Source organism: Pseudomonas sp. ME-P-057 (assembly GCF_030208975.1).
Taxonomy (GTDB): Bacteria; Pseudomonadota; Gammaproteobacteria; order Pseudomonadales; family Pseudomonadaceae; genus Aquipseudomonas; species Aquipseudomonas lutea.
The window spans coordinates 243,142-262,263 of record NZ_JARVSX010000038.1 but is presented as its reverse complement, the minus strand read 5'-3'; the positions used below and the strand labels follow the sequence as shown (position 1 = coordinate 262,263).

The window sequence follows — 19,122 nt, the reverse complement described above, 5'->3', positions numbered from 1 at the left end:
CTTCAAGGAGCTCCAGCCGTCATGAAGACTTCCACTGCTTTGCTCGTTTTGTTCATAACACTCTGCCTGGGCTGTACAGGGCGCCCCCCGGAAAGTACTGCTTATTTGACGCGAGCATCGGCTCCAAGGGCAGGTGTAATAGGTGGCCCCCAGGCGGCACAGTTGCTTAATGCCCGCTACACCAATACTGCCTCGACTTGCGCCTTGACCAAGCCCGCCTGGCAGTGCAACGGCGTGATTGTCATGTCTGCAGCAAGACCTGTCGGACAGTTGTTCTGGCAGCATTCTGCTGAAGCTGCCACGTTGGGGGCCGAGGGCCTGATTTACCTGCGCAGCGACCTGAGCATTCGCCAATTGCCCCAGCCCAATGGCGCGGTATTCGACGACCACTTCACCGCCGTGGGCAACGGCAAAACGCTCGAGGTTCTCTGCGCCTACCCGCTGGCCGTAACTGTGGAGGCGAGCCGTAGCGGCTACGGCTGCGGCCTGCCCGCGCTGCCGTCTCGCAAGAGCGCCGACGTCAGCTCGTGCACGGGAGCAGGCGTAACGGACGCTGCGACCTGGTTAACGTACTTTCAGCAACAGGGTAGCCAGCCGGCCCGCCAATGCTCGCTCAGCAGCGTGGACCCTTCGCAATTCGCCGCCAGTTTGCAGGCGCATGAAGGGCTGGGTGCTGAACTCAACAGCGCACCCAACCAGGTGCAGGTGAGCAACTGGGATCAAGCCGCTCCCCTCGCCGCTCCGGTGCAAGGCTTGTTTTACGACATCCACCAAACCGGCTCGTTGAGTGCGGCACAAAAAGATCAACGCGACTTTTTCGACGCAACCGGCCAGTGGCTGCCGGTGTTTCGTCTGGACCTGAATGACGCCTCGGGCAAGGTGTTCGGCTTCAATCTTCAGGACCAGCTTTACGTGGGCTATGCCGTGGTCGCGCGGATGAATGCGCGCTACGCCGACACGCGTTCCGAATGCCCCGGGGCACAACCGGCTTACCACTGCAATGGCGTGCTGTTTCGCTCCAACGCCGCGACGACGGCGTTTCACGCCTGGGACCCGAGCCCCCGCTCCCATGCTAACAACGGGGTGTCGTTTTCGTATGCCCGAAGCGACATCAAGATCGACCAGTTGGTGTTTGATCGCGCCTACGGATTCACCTTCAAAGAGTGGGCTGCGCCCACGGCTTACTCCCCTACTCTGCGCTGTGCCTATCCGTACGACGCCGCTACAAGCGCCATGGCCGACACCTGCACCGGACGAGGAGAATGCGAAGCGCTGGGCATCGTCAGTGTTGAATCGTGGGTGGCCCAGTACCTGAGTACCCCGATGCGGGGTTGCGCCTTCGGGCCGGGTGCGGCGCAGTTTCAGCTGCACAGCGCGGTACGCCAGCAAGTGCCGAGCAACACGCTATGGAACGAAATCATGGTCGCCGCATGGACAGACGGTATTCCTGACCAGCTGCCTCTGGAGTCCTTCTATTACCAGACAGAAGCAGCACGCCCGCAGGCCCAGTTCATTCAAAACGACTATTTCACGGGAACGCAACGCTTTCTGCCCATCGTGCGGATGGACCTGACGGCGCCAAACGGCGCGATGTTCAGCTATGCCCCGGCAGATCAGCTCGCTCCGGGAAGCCCCGCAACGCGCTCATTTCGCGGTTTTTATGAGGAATCGCAATGACTAGTCTCGACTTTTAATCCTGCAGACACCCAGCGAAGCACTGACAGCGGCCCAGCAGACAGCTGCCCCCCGTTCAAGGACCATCACAGCAAGGAGCTCGTCATGAAACGCAGATTACGTACTCTGTTCCCGCCACTTGACCGCAGTTACCGGGTTGGTGACCTAAGCCCACTCTTGATTGGCGGAATGATCGAGCCGGTCGCAGGCGGAGATGGCGGCATCAACAGAGATGTATTGTGTCAATCGCTGACTGACCCGGTATGCCAGCCGTCGCGTCTACTAATTGGGATAGATCCTTGGTGGAAGATGCTTGAGGGCGACCATCTTGATGTTTATTGGGACACAGAGCTGATAGCTACCCATGACGTAGTGCCAGAAGACATTAATGAGCGGATTCTGCTCCCGGTGCCTGGCGAGCTCATCAAAGACGGCTGGGCCGAAAAGGTATTTTATCGGCTGACACGCGAGGTGACAGAGGCGGCCGAGGAATCTTCATCAAAACGCATCAAAGTCAAGCGCGAACTGCCCGGGGGATTTGACCACAACCCTGCCTTGCCAGGCCACTCCGAACTGAAAGCACCTGAGCCACCTGCCGACATTATCGAGAATGGCGTCGATCAACAGTGGGCGCGGGACGGCTTCACGCTGACTATCCAGACTTATCCGGGTCGTATGGCCCGCGACACCATCGGACTGGCATGGGGTGACGTCGTCGTCTCGCATGTGGTCAGCGAAGCTGAGGCTGACAGCAACGATCCTATCCAGATCCCCATTGATCAGACCATCATTCTCGCGGCAGGGGACAGCGAAAACCTGGTCGTGGACTACGAGGTGTATGACGAGGTGTATAACTTCGCCAAGCCTCGTTCAATGCAGACAAGCGTCTCGGTAGAAGCCGGAGCCTGGCGGCTGGACGCGCCGATTATTGGCGAAGGCTCCCCTACCATTGACTTGGGGGATCTGGAAAGCCGCAACGTGATCGTACACATACTGGCCCGCGAGGATAACTTCACATGGGATGATGAAGTGGAGATGACCTGGCTCGGCACTGACAAAAACGGGGAACAACTGACGTTCAATGCATCCTTCATCATCGACAGCCTTCCGGAAATATACGACGTCGAAGTGCCCAATGCCGTAGTCCGTGCCACCCTGGGTGGTTCGGGCCAGGCTACGTATGTTCTCAAAAAAGCGAACGGTGACCCTTGGTTGTCTTCGAAACGAGCCACAGTAAGGATTGTCGGCGAAGCACCGCTTCCGGCGCCGAGCATCTTCGAGTTGATAGGCGACACGTTGGCGCCGGACCTGGAGCGGGCTCACGTTGAGATTCCGGATTACGGCATGGAGGCCGGCGACTTCATCGTGCTGAGCTGGCTTGGCACTAAAGCGAACGGTTCGATTTACCTGCACGAAGACACACATAACGTCACCGGCAATGAGGCTGGCGCCCACGAGAGCCTGTATATCCCCGTCATGGGCGAACACATCAGCATCCTCAAGAACGGGACACTTGATGTCAGCTATAACGTGAGCAACGACGCCTGGCTGACGGCCAGTACACGGCGTTCGGAGCATCTGCTGGTCAAGGTCAGTGAACGCTATGCGCAACTTCCCGCCCCTTCAATCGTTGAGGCTCCAGACGCGGTACTGGACCCCGAACTGCACCCTGATAGCGTCACGCTTCGTGTTGGGTACGACGGCACTGAGGCCGGAGACCTATTGACCTGGTACTGGCAAGGCATCTCCGAAGAAGGCAGTGGCACGGATTCGTTCCCCATCACGACAGGCTCAGCGGGCGACACGCTGGACTTCACCATTGCGAGGTCTCTGATCGAGCCCAATATCAATAACGAGGTGCAGGTCTTTTATACCCTCAAGTTGGGCAGCACCGGTGAGTATCAATATTCGGCTGTACTGAACCTGACCATCGGCAAACTGATCGGCGACCTGCCCCCGCCCGCTGTGCAGGACGCCAGCGCCGGCGTGCTCGACCCTATGAAAGTGCCGGATGGCGCCAAGGTGACGGTGAAATACGGCAGCATGGAACAGCAAGACGTCATCACGCTGGTCTGGCTCGGCAGCCCCAACGGAGGCACGCCTCCGGACCAGGAAGCGCACGGCAGCGACAGTGGTGAAATCGTGTTCACCGTACCGCCAGAAGTCATCGGTGCAAACATCGGCCGCGAAGTGTTCGTTTCGTATCGCGTCAAACGCTACACGGCTGAAAAAAACTCGGAGACCCTGCGTCTGTCCGTTCTGTTCGGCGACCCTGACAACGACCTGCCCCACCCTACGATTACCCAGGCCGACAGCCAGGCGATGACGCTGAACCTGGCGACGTTCGCCGGCAATGCGACCGTTACAGTGGCCAAATGGCCTTTCAGCGAGACGGGGCAGCGAGTCTGGCTAAGGCTTGAGGGTGAAAACAGCACCGGGGGCTTCTCCTCGATCCCGCTTCTGGAGGGCGCTGAACTGACCAGCAATCAGGCCCTGATCGGCTTGTCCGAACCGGCGTCACGCAACGAACTCGAAAAGTTGGGCCAGGACACTCGCCTCACGGTGATCTGCAATGTGGCCTTTGATGGCGTCGACAGTGAAAGCGTAGCGGTGGCGTTTCCAGAGGCCGTTTACGATTTCAAGCTGCACTATGACTGGCTGACGCCTGTGATCGTCAATGTCAGAGATCTCGACGGTGAGGTCGAGAATGACGAAACGACCTATTATTCGAAGGTCACGGCCAGCGGGACTTCGACCGTATTGGCTGAGCTCGAGATTCTTGATGGCGCGAGCCCGATGGACACAACGCGCGCCAGCGAGGCCGGAAACTGGACAATAGAGCTTCCCCGTCTGCAGGCGAAATCGTATAGCCTCACGGCTAAAGCGCTGGACGACAGTAGCCTGATTTCGCGGCCACGTACCTTCAAAGTGCTCCCGAACCTCACCCCCATCATCGAGCAGGTTAAAGACTCAAGGGGCCTGGTAAGCAATGGTGGTACCACCGTCGACGTCGCGTTGACCGTCTCCGGACAAGCGAGTCCAGACGAGCAAGTGGAACTGTTCGACAACGACGTATCAAAGGGCAAGCTGCACACTGATGGAGACGGCATGTGGACGGTGACCTTGTCGCCGCTCAGCATTGGATCGCATGAATTCAGGGCCAAGGCGCATTACGGCACGGAGCCTCAGTCGGAACTATGGAAAATCAAGATCGAGACGGCCATGGCCCCTACCATTGCCAGCGTTACCGACTCAAAGAATGTTGAGGTTCCGCCGGAAGGTTTTACGGTCGACGTCAATGTCGCGCTAAGCGGCAGCGCCAATGCAAATCTCCAGGTGGAGGTATTCGACGCTAACCGGTCGCTCGGCATGCCTACCGCCACGCCAGCAGCCACTTGGAGCCTGCCGGTGGCAGGCCTCAGCCTGGGCAGGCACGTGATGAAAGCCCGGGCCTGTTACGGTGAGAACCTGGAGTCTGACGAGCGCGGCTTTACGGTCACGGCTGATGTGGCCCCTTCGATTACCAGCGTGGTTGACCCCGCTGGCACCGCCGTACCACCCGGCCAGTCGACCTTTGCCAACACGGTCACGGCCTCGGGTCAGGCATCCATTGGGCAGCAGGTGCAAGTCCTTGATGGAGACACACCCAAAGGGAATGCGACTGCTGACGGCAATGGCCGCTGGGGGCGAGAGGTCAGCGCGTTGGCCACAGGCTTTCACACCCTCAAGGCCAGGGCGCTTTACGGCGCAGGCGGCAGAGACTCGACGCCGTGGAGCTTCAATGTGCTGCAGGCTACGGTGCCTCAACTCATCCACGTCAAGGATCCAAACGGAGAGGTGGGGCAAAATGGATCAACGGTGTACATCGCCCTAACTGTGACAGGCACGGCGGCAGCCGGCCAACAGGTAGATATACTTGATAACAACGCGTCCAAAGGCAGTACCTCCGTGACTGCTGCGGGTGAGTGGAGCTTGAGCGTTAGTGGATTGGTGTTGGGCAACCATTCCATCAAGGCCAAGGGGCTTTACGGGGAAAGACCTGATTCGAATGTTCGAAACTTCCGGGTGGAATCGCCGGTGCCGGACTTTGTGTTGAATACCTCACAAGTCAGTTTGTCCGGAGGCTTCTGGGGACTGGTTGGCTACCCCGGGCATGCCCCTCTCAGCTGGCCCGCTAACACTCGATATCAAAGGGTTCCAAGCAGTGGGGTAGCGCCATATAGCTACTCCTCCAGCGATACTTCGAAGGCGATGGTCAGCGCCGACGGCTGGGTGACCTCCGTCAGCAACGGCTCGTCGGTCATTACCGTGCGGGATGCCCAAGGACGCTCAGGGAACTACACCGTGGTGGTGTCCAATGTCAGGCTGGGTTACGGACTTGGAAACGACACGTTCAAAGGAGCCCAAGGCACCGCGTCAAGCAGAGGTCTGAGGATTCCGTCACTTGGGGAATTGCGAAGCATATACGCGATGTACGGAAACAGATGGCCCATGGGTAACGGCCACTACTGGTCGACTGACGGCGCCGGGTTGTGGAAGAACTACGTCAAGAACCTGGTAACCGGGGAAGAGCTTGCGTTTTCGGTCAAGCACGAAAATTTTGGTAGCTACGCTTACATAGTTGCAATTGCGCCCTAGTTGCGTCGCGCCTGAATAATCCCCCGCCGAGCACGGCGGGGGATTTCTGGTCTACCAGCTATACCGCACCCCAACATTCGCCCCAAACGGCTGCTCGATGTTCTCGCCATTTGAATAGTCGAAATCAGCATGCAGTTGCAGGCTGTCTGACATCGCCACTGCCACACCAGCTCCCAGCTCTCCACGCGAACCGGACAGGTCGTTGTTGAACACGTTGTTGTTGACCTGAACTTCGTTGTTTTTTGCAAACTCCTGAGCCGCTGCCACGCGCAGATAGGGCTGCACAATGCTGCCGTTATCCAGCGCGAAGTTGCGCCCCGTCGTGACGCCCACTTTGCCCAACAGGGAACGCGTCCGATCACCTTCTGCCTGCATGCCGTTGTTCAGACCGTAATCCTTGCCACTGATCACGACACCCGACACCTGGGCGAACGGTTCCACGAAATACCCGTCGTCCAGCTTGATGTGCCGCCCGAATTCAAGCGATGCGCCCACACCCTGGGTGGTGTAATCGCCTTTGGCACGCGCCCCGTCGCTCATGCTGACCTTTGAATCGTTACGGAAACGGTTCGCCTTCAGTACACCGTCAAAGTAGTAGCCGCTGTCCTGGTCCATCCATGTGGTGTACGCACCGACATAGGTGCTCTTTACGGTACCGGAGGTGCCTCGGTCCAGGTTCAGATCAGACTTGCTGTAGCCCGCCAGAACGCCGACCAGCCACTGGCCGTCGCCGATCGGCAACGTCGCATCGGCCCCCAGGGAAACACCCTGCTGATTCTGTTGATAACCCACGCCGGAAGCATCGGAGACGTTGTATTTGTTGCCGTAGGTGCGGACCCATCCACCGGCTTTCCCGCCGTTGAACCGCAGCTCGCCCATGCGGCTGCGCAACGAGGTCAGCTCGCCATACCAGACGGTGGGTGCGGTGTTGAACAGCGCCAGTACCGAGCGCGCGCCAGGGGTAACCGTCGTCGGGCGCGACGGATCGAGGAACCAGTCGGTGCCGCCCAGGCCGTCGCCAGCGGAAGTCAGTTCGTAGGAATAGGTCCCGACGTCAACGGCGCGGCCGTCTGCCAGTGCAAAGGCAGCGTTGCCACCGGCGCTGTGCACCAGCGTCAAAGGGCCAGGGGCGACAGGGTCCACGCCCGAACCCGCGACACGCAAGGTATGGTTGCCCGTCGCAGAGCCGGTGATGTTCAGCATGTCGTGCTGATTGGTGGCGTAATCGGCATCCATCACGAAGGTGCCGTTGCCGGACAGCGTGCCGACGTTGAGCTGATAGAACGCGTTGGGCGCGCCAAACCTCACCGTACTGTCATTCATCGAAAGCGAGCTGACGGTATTGGTCCCGACCATATCCCAAGTGGATGATTCTGCGAGGGTGGCGCTGTCAACGTTGATCAGGTTGCCGGTGAACACCGAACTACGGGTCAGCAAAACCACGCCAGCACTGGAGGTGATGTCGCCGGACATCGAGCTGGCATCCAGGCTTACATCACTGCTGTTCACATCGCCTCTCAGCGTTGAGCCGCCCAGCAATCTCAGGACACCTGCCCCGCCGGTCGATGTGACATTGCCGACCATAGAGCTGGCGTCGAGGCTGACGGTGTCGCTGCTTACATCACCTTCCAGCACAGAGCCCGCCGCCAGGGACACCACGCCCGCGTTACCGGTCGAGGTCACGTTGCCCATTATCGAGCTCGCGTCCAGAGTGACCTGGTTGCTGTTAACGTTGCCTTTCACCAATGAGCGCCGGACCAGATTGACGACGCCTGCCCCGCTGGCCGAAGTGACATCGCCGGTAATTGAACTGGCGTCAAGGCTAACGTTGTCACCGATGACCTGACCTTCTACGCTCGAACCTTCGGTAAGGGATACAACGCCGGCGTTGCTGGTAGCCGTGATGTCACCTTTCAATGAACTGGCGTTCAGGCTCACGTTACCGCTGCTTACATTTCCCTGAAGCGCTGAGCCCTCCGCCAGCGATACCACGCCCGCGCCGCTCATCGAGGTGACGTCGCCGATCATCTGACTGCCACTCAGGCTCACGTTGTCGCTGCTGATATCACCCGCCAGCAACGAGCCGCCAGCCAAGGTGACGATGCCGGCGCTGCCCATAGAGGTGATGTTGCCCTTCATCTGACTGGCGGCCAGGCTTGCATTGTCACTGGTTACGTTACCTTCCAGCACCGAGCCGTTAGCCAGCGAAACCACACCGGCGCTGCTGGCCGAGGTCACATTTCCGGTCATGGAACTCGCACTCAGATTGACCGTATCAATACCGGTGACATTTCCTGTCAGCGCCGAGCCTTTGTTCAACGCCAGAGTGCCGCTGCTGGTGGCATCCGCCGAAACGTCGCCGATCAACCGGCCCTGATCAAAGGTCATGTTGGCAATGCTGCCGTTGGAGAGGGCAAAGTTGCCGGTGACTTCACTGCTCTGCAGCAGCACAGTCGCCGTCGCCCCGTTGGTAACTTCCAGCGCGTTGCCGTTGCCACCCGTGAGGATTGTGCCATTAAGCAGATTAAGGTTGGCGACCAGACCGCCGCCCTGGCCATTGACCAGAATCGCGGCACCGTTGGTGCCTTCTATATGTGATCCCTCGATAGTGACCGTACCCTCGCGCACATTGGCCGTATCCACCCGATAGACGAGGCCGTTCAAGCCGCCGGTGACGGTACTGCTGCGCAGGGAAATGTCCGAGCCGAAACCGCGGAGCCCGTAGCTGTTTGCCCCGGTCCCGGTGATGACGGCGCCCGTAGCGTCCAGCCTGGTGCGAGAGGAAAGCGTCGCGCCGCCTGTTCCACCGCTGATGGTGCCGCCATTGATCAGGAACGCGCTGCCGGGCAGGCCCTGAGACTGCGCGCCGTTGAGACCGAGGCCTGCCTCGCTGGTGATGATGGCGTTCGTCAGGACCGCCTGGCTGTTGCCGAGCACCAAGGCCGTCGAATTGCCGGCGGCATTAACGCTGGCACCGTTGACGTTCGCCAAGGCGCCCGCCTCGCCGAGATTGATGCCTGTGGTCGAACTGCCCTCATTGAAATTGACCACAGCGCCTGCACCACCACCGGAAATCGTCAGGGCTTGGGCGCCGCTGCCCACCGTCAGCGACGAACCGGTCGCCAACGTCCAGGCTTCGGCCGCGTCGCCCTGGTTCACCACCGCAGATTCGTCAGGGGACAATGTGCGCCCCTGGGCGGCGGTGCTGATGCACAGCGCGAGTGAAATAAAGGTTGAGGGGTTCATATAACGGGAGGGTGTAAAACGCGACGCAGCCATGTCCAGCTCCTTGGGAATATCGCCATTCCCACGGAGTACAGAAAAGCTCCGCAGGACAAAGGCGCGAAGACTACATTCTTCAAATTGTTATTCGTGTAGGAAGTTTCCTAACGTATTGAGCGTAGTTTCTTACAATTGCTAATTACTACCGCTCATCGTAAAAACGCAGCAGTAAGCCTGAAAATAAACAAGGCCGTTTAGCGCGGCCTTGTCTTTTAACGTCCCAACTAAAGAGTCTATCCATTCATCCCAAGTTGAGCTTACCCGCTTAGCAACCGCAGCCACCTGCGCCGAATGCACGGCGACTATTGGGCGGACACTCGCCCCCTGGCAGCGTGCCCGATGCCCTGATCAGCGTCTCACCCTGCATCGGCGGTGTGGTATCAGACATATAGGTCAGCTTGATCGAACCGTTCCGGCCCGTTGGCAGGACATAATCATCAAACGGCCCCTGCAGGAATTCGAACCCATTGGAAGCCTCGGTTGCGGTGATTGTCCGGTCGAATTCCAGTGGCGCGTTTACCGGGGCGGTCCCCGCTTTGTCGGTGTAGCACTGCCACGTAAAGTTAAGGGTTTCGCCGCCCTGGAGCAGACCGGTGTTGCCAGGAATACGCACACTGACCAACCGCTCAGGGCCCACGTGGGTGTTGCAGTTGAGGATGGGGCTACCGTCCGAAGCCTCGGCCGCTTCGGGAAACTCGGGATTGGCGAGTTTGATCGGCAGGGCTGCGCTGACGTCTACCGGTGTCGGAACGCAGGACTCGACGTTGCCGGGAGGAGTGGCACGCCCAACGGTATAGAACACCGGCACCTGCGTGCTGCTTGGCAGATCCTTGATCGCGTCCCAATCCAGAGTGAACTCATAGTCCTCACCCGGGTTCCCCGTTACGGGATTGAACCTGCCGACCACGTTTGTGATGCCACCCCAGTACAGAACCATCTCCTCGTCCGTGCCGATAGGGTCATACAACTTGAGCGTTACCGTAACGGGGTCGCCGACGTCGTCAGCCGTCAGCACGTTATCGACTGTAGAAGTCGAGCCCTTTACCGTCACTCTGGGCAGAGCGCTGTTGACCGGATCCGGCCGGTCCGGGTTTACGGGCCCAGGGACGAAGAAATCCACATTGATAGTGGCGAGGCGCGAAGCGAACGACTTGTCGCCACGCTCGACGACGTACCCAATCGGAGTCGGCAGCACTGCGGTCGCTGTGCCATAGGCAGGCTTCAGTATGGTCTCGTAGGGCACATTGAGGAAGATTGTCGCAAAAGGGTCCGTGATCCTGTGAGTGACCTTGAGTGCCGCAGTGCCCCAGGTGAGTACCACAAGGTCATTCTCGAGCGCGTTCGGGTACGGATCAATTTCAACCAAACCGGCATTTACCCGGTCAATGTCGACAAGCTGCAGCGTGTCGTCATCCGCGATTTTGGGCACGCGGGGTGCAGGCAGTGGCTCAGTTGGAAGCGGATTCAGAAAGAGGCCGACTGTCGCGTTATCAGCGTGAGCGCCTTTGTTACCCACCTTGTCGACCAGTCGGTAGGAGATATAGATGAGGCCATCCAGCAAATCGGAAAAGGCATCAATCGGCAATTTTACCCGCCGGTTCGCATCAATCGCACCGGAGTACGCCGGCGTAGTCGGGCTCGTTCCTACTTCATGAACATAAGCGTCCAGGCTATCGCCCAGCTTCTCGTCTTGATAGATCGGGATGGCCAGATCCAGACCGCCGTGGTCATCCAGGTAATCCTGTGTGATGCCGTCGCTGATGACGAGAGGGTCTGGAAACGTCGCCGACGTTGGCGACTGACCATCGTTGGGGGGCGTTTTATCGATGATGAATTGGGTGATATCCGATTCTGCGGTATTGGACGCCTCGGTAAGGACGGTGTAGCGCAAGTCGAAGGCGCCTTCGAAAGCAAAGTAGGATTTCTCCAACGTCACCGGCATTGGGAAGCCACCACTTATCGGACCTGGAACCGGGATCGGGGCCTGGGCATTCTGCCATGTACCCGAGGTTGACAGTTTCCACTGGAACTGAAGAGTGTCTGTCTCGTCCTGACCTGCGCTGTCAGGCCACAGGGGTATCAGGATAGTCATGTCCGCTTCCTGCTCCTCCCGAGGCACCAGGCCGGCGAAGGCAGGATCGCCGTTCCACCAGGTCGGCGGAATTGGCTTCTCCAGGTTCGCCCTTCCAGACAAGCGTCTTTTGATGGCCTGATGTTGCTGATTGACGGAGCGTGCCAGTGCACTGGCAAGCACACGGGTCTGTTTGCTTGATAAGTTGCTCATCTCTTTTCTCCTTGAGTTGACTCGCGCCTGTCCCGCTTGGCGCGTCCTGGGTTTCCAGCGTTACAGCCCTTTGCCACCACGCCCGAGCCTCTGCAACATGCGGGCGATGAATTGATTGAACCGGCGACAGGCGTTGCACCCGCCCTCCCTGCGCGAGCCAGACTGCGCAGTCTGCGTTACGGGGCCGCAGATCTCCCCGCTGGGCCATTGGCGATTAATCTTCACCAGCCCCGGGTAGGAGGCGCCCGACTGCCCGCTGACCTTCGTCAACCGGTAAGTGCCCAGGGCCGATCCTTCGATGATGGGTTCGATGTGGGGAATGAAAGGCTCGACCAAAACGTCCATGTAACCGTCAGTCAGGTTCTGTGCGCTGACTTTCCGGGCAAACACGCCCTCGGTGCCGGCAATCGGATCGGCGCCGTTGAGCGTCCGATAGCCCTGCCAGTAAAGTGTGATCTGGTCCTGGTACTCGAACAGGCTACGAACGAAAGCGATGCGCACCACGATCCCGTTCCAGGGCGCTTCGTCGCAATTGATGTAGCCCTCGATATCGGCCTGCGGGAACTCCGGCTCGGGCAGATCGCCCCCTGGCAATGGCTTGAGTGCGACGGTGGCAGGCGTTTCGCGGGAAAACGAGTCGGTCTCGTTGCCGGCTCGGTCTCGCACCTTGTACGTCGCGTAAAAATTGCCATCCCGATCCGGCGCCCGCACGGCGCTGCCGGGGAGGACGATGCGGATATCGTCCATGCCAATCTGCGCCTGGGTAACCGTCGCACTGGCCACAACCGATGTCGTTGGCGGGTTGTCCTGTGACCAGTAAAGGTCGACGACATCGCCTTCTTTGGCGTCCAGGTACACAGGGCTCGGCAGGCGCAGCTCTACCTGATCGCTATGACCGACCAGGTACGCTTCGTTGATCACCCCGCTCACCAGATCATCGGGTAACAACAAGGGCATCAACTGCTGGTTGTAGCTCGGCGGGCGGGTGTCGATGGTGACGGTACGGCGCTCGGAAAATGCGGCGTTATTCGCGCTAGTGGTGACCGTGTACCAGACCTGGTACTGGCCGTCCGGCTGCAGAATGTTTTTAGCCACCTTCAGGGAGACAGGAAACTTTGCGGAATCGACCGGTCCTGGAAAGTCAGCAGTGGCCACAGGTGTATCACTGCTCACACCGCTCCAGAACAGGTCCAGTCGGTCGGTGTCCCCGGGCGTAGCCGGGAACGGCCAAAGCGGCACCAGGACCTCTAGATCAGTGACCTGGGTACCGGTGGAAACCAGGCCCTCAGGATCGTTTTGATCAATGATTGCCGGCACTTCAGGCACCGCCAAGAGTGCCTTTGATGCATCCCCTGTTCGCCGCGTTACCGGCTGCGTTTTCCGATCCCTGGCCATCCTGTCCTCACCTCGTCCGATGAAGCGTTCTCAGCCGATACCCGCCGACCGAGCTTACGCAACAAGGCTTATTGAGAACCGAATGGGCCAGCCTGACTACTGTCAGAAATGACAGTTTGAGCCACCGCCGGTCGGCTGACGACGCACAGCTGTCCCGAACCGAATCGGAGCAAAAGGCGGGTCACACCAGACTGTCGTCGATCACCAGCACGACCTTGCCAGACACCTGATTGGTCGCAAGCTCCGCATAAGCCGCTTCGGCTTCGCTGATCGGGAAGCTGCGCGCCAGTTGCGGCTTCAAGCGGCCTTCAGTGAACAGCGGCATGACGTGCTGCCCCAGATCGCTTAGCAGGTCAGCCTTAAACTGGTCATCGCGGCTGCGCAGGGTCGAGCCGAGGATGTGAATGCGCTTGCCCAGCACCTGGGCGAAATCCAGTTCGGACTTGCGCCCGCCCATCAAACCAATCAGCACGAGGCGACCGTCCACACCCAGCACTTTCAGGTTCAGGGCAGCATAGTTCGCGCCGACCGGGTCGAGGATCACCTGGAACGGCGCGAAGTCGTTCAACGCATCGAGGTTTTCGGTGCGCAGGACACCGCCCTGTGCGCCGAGCGCTTCGCAATACGCCAGCCGCTCTGCCGAACCGACTGTCACCCACACCGGATTGCCGAAGGCTTTACACAGCTGAATGGCAGCTGAACCAACGCCACTTGCACCGGCGTGCAGCAACACTTTTTCGCCGGGCTTGAGGCCGGCCAGTTGGAACAGGTTCAGCCAAGCGGTGGCATAGACTTCAGGAATGCCCGCCGCTTCGTGCAGTGAAATGCCCTCGGGCACCGGCAGTACATGCCGTGCGTCGACAACCAGCTCTTCAGCCATTGCACCGCCTGCAACCAGCGCGCACACGCGGCCGCCGACCTCCCAGGCAGTGCCCGGCCCCACTTCGGCGATTACCCCTGAGCACTCCATTCCGAGGATTTCCGTGACACCCGGCGGCGGCGGGTAATGCCCCGAACGTTGCAGCAAATCGGCACGATTGAGTCCGGCTGCGGCCACCTTGATGCGGACTTGTCCTACATCCAGCGTCGGCGAGGGTTGTTCAACCCATTCCACCCGACCTTCAACGCCTTGCAATGCTTTCACGGTGCCTCCATAGTGAGTCTTGACTGAGCCCGATGTGCCTCACGGCCATTGGGCTTTTTGCATTATGCGACCGTGTTCTGACCGAACCGGCGACCTCCAAAGACGGCCTAATATGCGTTATCAATTGTCCCCGCGTCGAATCAGCATGAAGCATTTTTTACCCAGCACTACCCTTGCACTCCTCATTGGCCTGACAGTTCTGCCAATGTCGGCCAGTTCGTTTGCCGCCAACAGCTGGGACAATCTTCAACCTGATCGCGATGAAGTCATCGCCAGTCTGAATGTCGTGGAGCTGCTCAAGCGCCACCACTACAGCAAGCCGCCGCTGGACGACAAGCGCTCCGAAATCATCTATCAGAGCTACCTGAAACTCCTCGATCCTGCGCGCAGCTACTTCCTCGCCAGCGACATCGCCGAGTTCGACAAGTGGCGTTTCCAGTTCGACGACTTCCTCAAGAGCGGCGACCTGGCACCGGGCTTCACCATTTACAAACGTTATCTGGACCGCATCAAGTCGCGTCTGGATTTCGCCCTGGCGCAACTGAACAAGGGCGTCGACAAGATCGACCTCAACACTCAGGAAACCTTGCTGGTTGATCGCAAGGACGCGCCTTGGGCCAAGAACGAAGCCGAACTCGACGACCTGTGGCGCAAACGCGTCAAGGACGAAGTTCTGCGCCTGAAGATTGCGGGTAAAGATCCGGCCAAGATTCAGGAGACCCTGACCAAGCGTTACAAGAACCAGCTCGCGCGCGTGGGTCAGACCCGCAGCGAGGACGTGTTCCAGGCCTACCTGAATACATTCGCGATGTCCTACGATCCGCACACCAATTACCTGTCGCCTGACAGCGCGGAAAACTTCGACATCAACATGAGCCTGTCGCTGGAAGGCATCGGCGCAGTGCTGCAGAGCGACAACGACAACGTCAAGATTGTCCGTTTGGTCCCGGCCGGCCCCGCCGCCAAGACCAAGCAAGTGGCGACCGCCGACAAGATCATCGGCGTCGCCCAGGGCGACAAAGAGATGGTCGACGTGATCGGCTGGCGTCTGGATGAAGTGGTCAAACTGATTCGCGGTCCGAAGGGGTCGGTCGTGCGCCTGGAAATCGTCCCGGCGAGCAACGCGCCAAGTGACCAGACCACCAAGATCGTGTCGATCACCCGTGAAGCGGTGAAGCTCGAAGAGCAGGCGGCGAAGAAGTCGGTGCTGCACCTGAATCAGGACGGCAAGGACTACAAGCTGGGCGTCATCGAGATCCCTGCTTTCTATCTGGACTTCAAGGCCTACCGCGCCGGCGATCCCGAGTACAAGAGCACCACGCGCGACGTCAAGAAGCTGCTGACCGAATTGCAGTCGGAGAAAGTCGACGGCGTGGTCATCGATCTGCGCAACAACGGTGGCGGCTCGCTGCAGGAAGCCACCGAGCTGACCAGCCTGTTTATCGATAAAGGCCCGACCGTTCTGGTGCGCAACGCCGACGGCAAGGTTGACGTGCTGGAAGACGAAAACAGCGGCGCGTTCTACAAAGGCCCGATGGCATTGCTGGTCAACCGCCTCTCGGCTTCGGCTTCGGAGATTTTCGCCGGCGCCATGCAGGACTACCATCGCGCGTTGATCATCGGCGGCCAGACCTTCGGCAAGGGCACCGTGCAGACGATCCAGCCGCTCAATCACGGCGAGCTGAAACTGACGCTGGCGAAGTTCTACCGGGTTTCCGGTCAGAGCACCCAACACCAGGGCGTGTTGCCGGACATCGCGTATCCGTCGATCATCGACACTAAGGAAATCGGCGAAAGCGCACTGCCTGAAGCCATGACCTACGACACCATCAAACCGGCGATCAAGCCTGCGGTGGATCCGTTCAAGCCGTTCCTGGCCCAGCTGCAATCGCGCCACGACGTTCGCTCTGCCAAAGACGCCGAGTTCGTCTTCATCGAAGAAAAACTCGCGCTGGCCAAGAAGCTGATGAGCGAGAAGACCGTCAGCCTCAATGAAGCCGAGCGCCGCAAGGAGCACGCCGATATCGAGAGCAAGCAGTTGGCGATGGAGAACGTGCGTCGCAAGGCCAAAGGCGAAGAGCCGCTGAAGGAACTCAAGAAGGAAGACGAAGACGCGCTGCCTTCGGATGACGACAAGACCAAACCGGAAGATGACGCCTACTTGGCCGAAACCGGGCGCATCTTGCTGGACTACCTGGGTCTGAGCGGTTCGGTGGCCAAAAAGTAAGACCGGCATGAAACATGATGAAATGATGGCAAATAGTCATCAAACAGTCATGAAGCTGTCGTGAAATAGCGGGGCTCGGCGCCACAGGCGTCCAGCCCCTTTTTCTTGCCCCGAGATTGCCATGACTGTGACTGAACAGCTGAGCGCGCTGAGTTCGATCCTGACTCAGCGCGACTTGCACAGCCTGTTCCAACCGATTGTGTCGCTATCGGATCGACGCATCCTCGGCTACGAAGCCCTGACGCGCGGCCCTTCCAACAGCGCCCTCCACTCTCCTCTCAATCTGTTTGCCGTAGCCCGCCAGGCCGGTCGCCTTAGCGAGCTGGAACTGGCCTGTCGCGAATCGGCGTGTCGGCGCTTCAGCCAGCAGAAACTGGACGGCAAGCTGTTCCTCAACATCTCGCCGGAATCCCTGCTCGAAGCCTCGCACCCTCCCGGGCGCACCTTGCAGCTGTTGCAACGTTACGGCATCCCGCCCAGCCGGGTGGTCATCGAGCTGACGGAGCAGACGCCGACCGACGACTTCGGCCTGCTGTACAACGCGCTCTACCACTACCGGGACATGGGCTTTTCCATTGCCCTTGACGATTTGGGCGCCGGGTATTCCAGCCTACGGCTGTGGTCTGAGCTGCGCCCGGATTACGTCAAGATCGACCGGCATTTCATCGACGGCATTCACCAGGACGCCGTCAAACGCGAATTCGTCGGCTCAATGCTGCAGATGGCCAAGGCGTCGCGGGCGCTGGTTATCGCCGAAGGGATTGAACTGCAGGAAGAGCTGGCCGTACTGATCGAGATGGGCGTCGAGTTGGTTCAGGGGTATTTGCTGTGCCGTCCGCAGGAGTTTCCGCCCCGGGATGCGCGCGCGTTGCTCCCTAAAACCGATCCTGCCGCTGCGACGTTGAGCGAGGAGACCAGCGACCTGACGGCGCTGCTGAATGAGTTGCCCGCCGTGGTACAAACGACTCCCACCGCCACTGTGCTGGAGGCGTTTCGCAAGCAGGCCAACCTTAATTCACTGGCGGTGCTGGATGAGCACAATCAGCCGATCGGCATTGTGCATCGCCATTCTTTGTCGGACGTGTTGCTCCAGCCTTTTGCCACTGAGCTGTATGCGCGCAAGCCCATCAGCCGGTTGATGAGTGACGATTTTCTTGCCGTCGAGCTGAGTCAGTCGCTGCAGCAAGTCAGCCGACTGATCACCAGCCGCGCGCGGCAACGCATCGAAGAAGATTTCGTCATCATGCAGAACGGCACGTACCTGGGGCTGGGCCGGGTGATTGACGTGCTCAAGCTGATCACGGAATTGAAGATTCAGCAGGCGCGCTACGCCAACCCGCTGACCCTGTTGCCGGGGAACGTGCCCATTCAGCAGTGCCTGACCCGGCTGCTGCAACAGGGGCGCGAGTCGATGATTTGCTACGTGGACATCGACAGCTTCAAGCCCTTCAACGACATCTATGGCTACGGGCGCGGCGACGAAGTGTTGCTGTGTCTGGCGCAGTGCCTGAACGACCGTATCGACCCCAGCCGCGACTTCGTCGGACATATCGGCGGTGATGACTTTCTGCTGGTGCTGGGCTCGGAAGACTGGCGCAAGCGCTTGAACCTGTTGCTTGAAGACTTCCAGAACCAATGCCGGCGCTTCTACCGCGCCGAGCACCTTGAAGCCGGCTGCTTCGTGGCGCTGAACCGCCAGGGCCAGCGTCAGGAATTCCCCTTGCTGTCGCTGTCGATTGGCGTGGTGCATCTGCATCCCGAGGTGTGTACCACACTCGACGCCAGCCAGCTCGCCGAACTGGCCTCCCAGGCCAAGCATCACGCCAAGGAAGTCATCGGCGCGAGCGTGCACGTGATTGATACGTTGGAGGCGGAGGTCATTGCAGCGATGAATCGGGCGATAACGGGGTGAACACGTGGTTCGCCAGCAAGCCGGCTCCTACGGATTTTTGCCTGATCCTGATGATGTGTTTGAGACCACGATCCACTGTTGCGGCCGACGCGGGTGTGTGCCGGAAGCCCAACCTACTGTAGGAACCGGCTGCTGTCTCCCACTGTAGGAGCCGGCTTGCTGGCGAACGCGCCATGTCAGCCACATTGATGGCGACAGGTAAACCGGGTTCGCCAGCAAGCCGGCTCCTACGGATTTTTACCTGATCCTAATGATGTGTTTGAGGCCACGATCCACTGTTGCGGCCAACGCGTGTGAGTGTGTGCCGAATGCCCAACCTGCTGCAGAAGCCAACTTGCTGCCTCTGTAGTAGCCGGCTTGCTGGCGAACGCGCCATGTCAGCCACATTGATGGCGGCGGTTGAACCGGGTTCGCCAGCAAGCCGGCTCCTACGGATTTTTGCCTGATCCTGATGATGTGTTTGAAAACCACGGACCGCCGTTGCGGCTAACGTAGGTGTGTGCCGGATGCCCAACCTGCTGCAGAAGCCGACTTGCTGTCTCCCACTGTAGGAGCCGGCTTGCTGG

The 19,122-nt window shown here is 59.4% G+C and carries 8 protein-coding genes; 4 read left to right on the top strand and 4 right to left on the bottom strand.

Annotated features, from left to right (window positions below; genetic code table 11):
• Positions 1-243: 243 nt before the first annotated feature.
• Both QRN48_RS20700 and QRN48_RS20695 read left to right on the top strand, forming a co-directional pair.
• Positions 244-1,677: a hypothetical protein gene (locus QRN48_RS20700; protein WP_285352853.1), complete on the top strand. Its 1,434-nt coding sequence runs from the start codon at positions 244-246 to the stop codon at positions 1,675-1,677.
• A gap of 102 nt (positions 1,678-1,779) precedes the next feature.
• Positions 1,780-6,312, top strand: coding sequence for an immunoglobulin-like domain-containing protein (locus QRN48_RS20695; RefSeq protein WP_285352851.1), 4,533 nt, complete (start codon positions 1,780-1,782; stop codon positions 6,310-6,312).
• Positions 6,313-6,363: 51 nt separating this feature from the next.
• Here QRN48_RS20695 and QRN48_RS20690 read toward each other — a convergent pair whose 3' ends face one another.
• The 4 genes from QRN48_RS20690 to QRN48_RS20675 form a co-directional block, all read right to left on the bottom strand.
• Positions 6,364-8,562 (bottom strand): autotransporter outer membrane beta-barrel domain-containing protein, encoded by a 2,199-nt coding sequence (locus QRN48_RS20690; protein ID WP_502944656.1) that lies wholly within the window; start codon positions 8,560-8,562, stop codon positions 6,364-6,366.
• A gap of 1,297 nt (positions 8,563-9,859) precedes the next feature.
• Positions 9,860-11,686 carry a hypothetical protein gene (locus tag QRN48_RS20685; protein ID WP_285352847.1) on the bottom strand — a complete coding sequence of 609 codons (1,827 nt, stop codon included), beginning with the start codon at positions 11,684-11,686 and terminating at the stop codon, positions 9,860-9,862.
• A 252-nt stretch (positions 11,687-11,938) separates the two neighbouring features.
• On the bottom strand, positions 11,939-13,204 hold the full coding sequence (locus tag QRN48_RS20680; RefSeq protein WP_285352845.1) for a hypothetical protein: 1,266 nt from the start codon (positions 13,202-13,204) through the stop codon (positions 11,939-11,941).
• A gap of 250 nt (positions 13,205-13,454) precedes the next feature.
• Positions 13,455-14,417 carry an NAD(P)H-quinone oxidoreductase gene (locus QRN48_RS20675; protein ID WP_285352843.1) on the bottom strand — a complete coding sequence of 321 codons (963 nt, stop codon included), beginning with the start codon at positions 14,415-14,417 and terminating at the stop codon, positions 13,455-13,457.
• A gap of 145 nt (positions 14,418-14,562) precedes the next feature.
• On the opposite strand from QRN48_RS20675, the gene QRN48_RS20670 reads away from it, so the two are divergent.
• Positions 14,563-16,644, top strand: a complete 2,082-nt coding sequence (locus tag QRN48_RS20670) for a carboxy terminal-processing peptidase (protein WP_191944852.1) — start codon at positions 14,563-14,565, stop codon at positions 16,642-16,644.
• 121 nt (positions 16,645-16,765) lie between these two features.
• A complete protein-coding gene (locus tag QRN48_RS20665) occupies positions 16,766-18,556 on the top strand; it encodes a bifunctional diguanylate cyclase/phosphodiesterase (RefSeq protein WP_191944853.1) in 1,791 nt (596 codons plus the stop codon).
• The last annotated feature ends 566 nt before the right edge of the window (positions 18,557-19,122 follow it).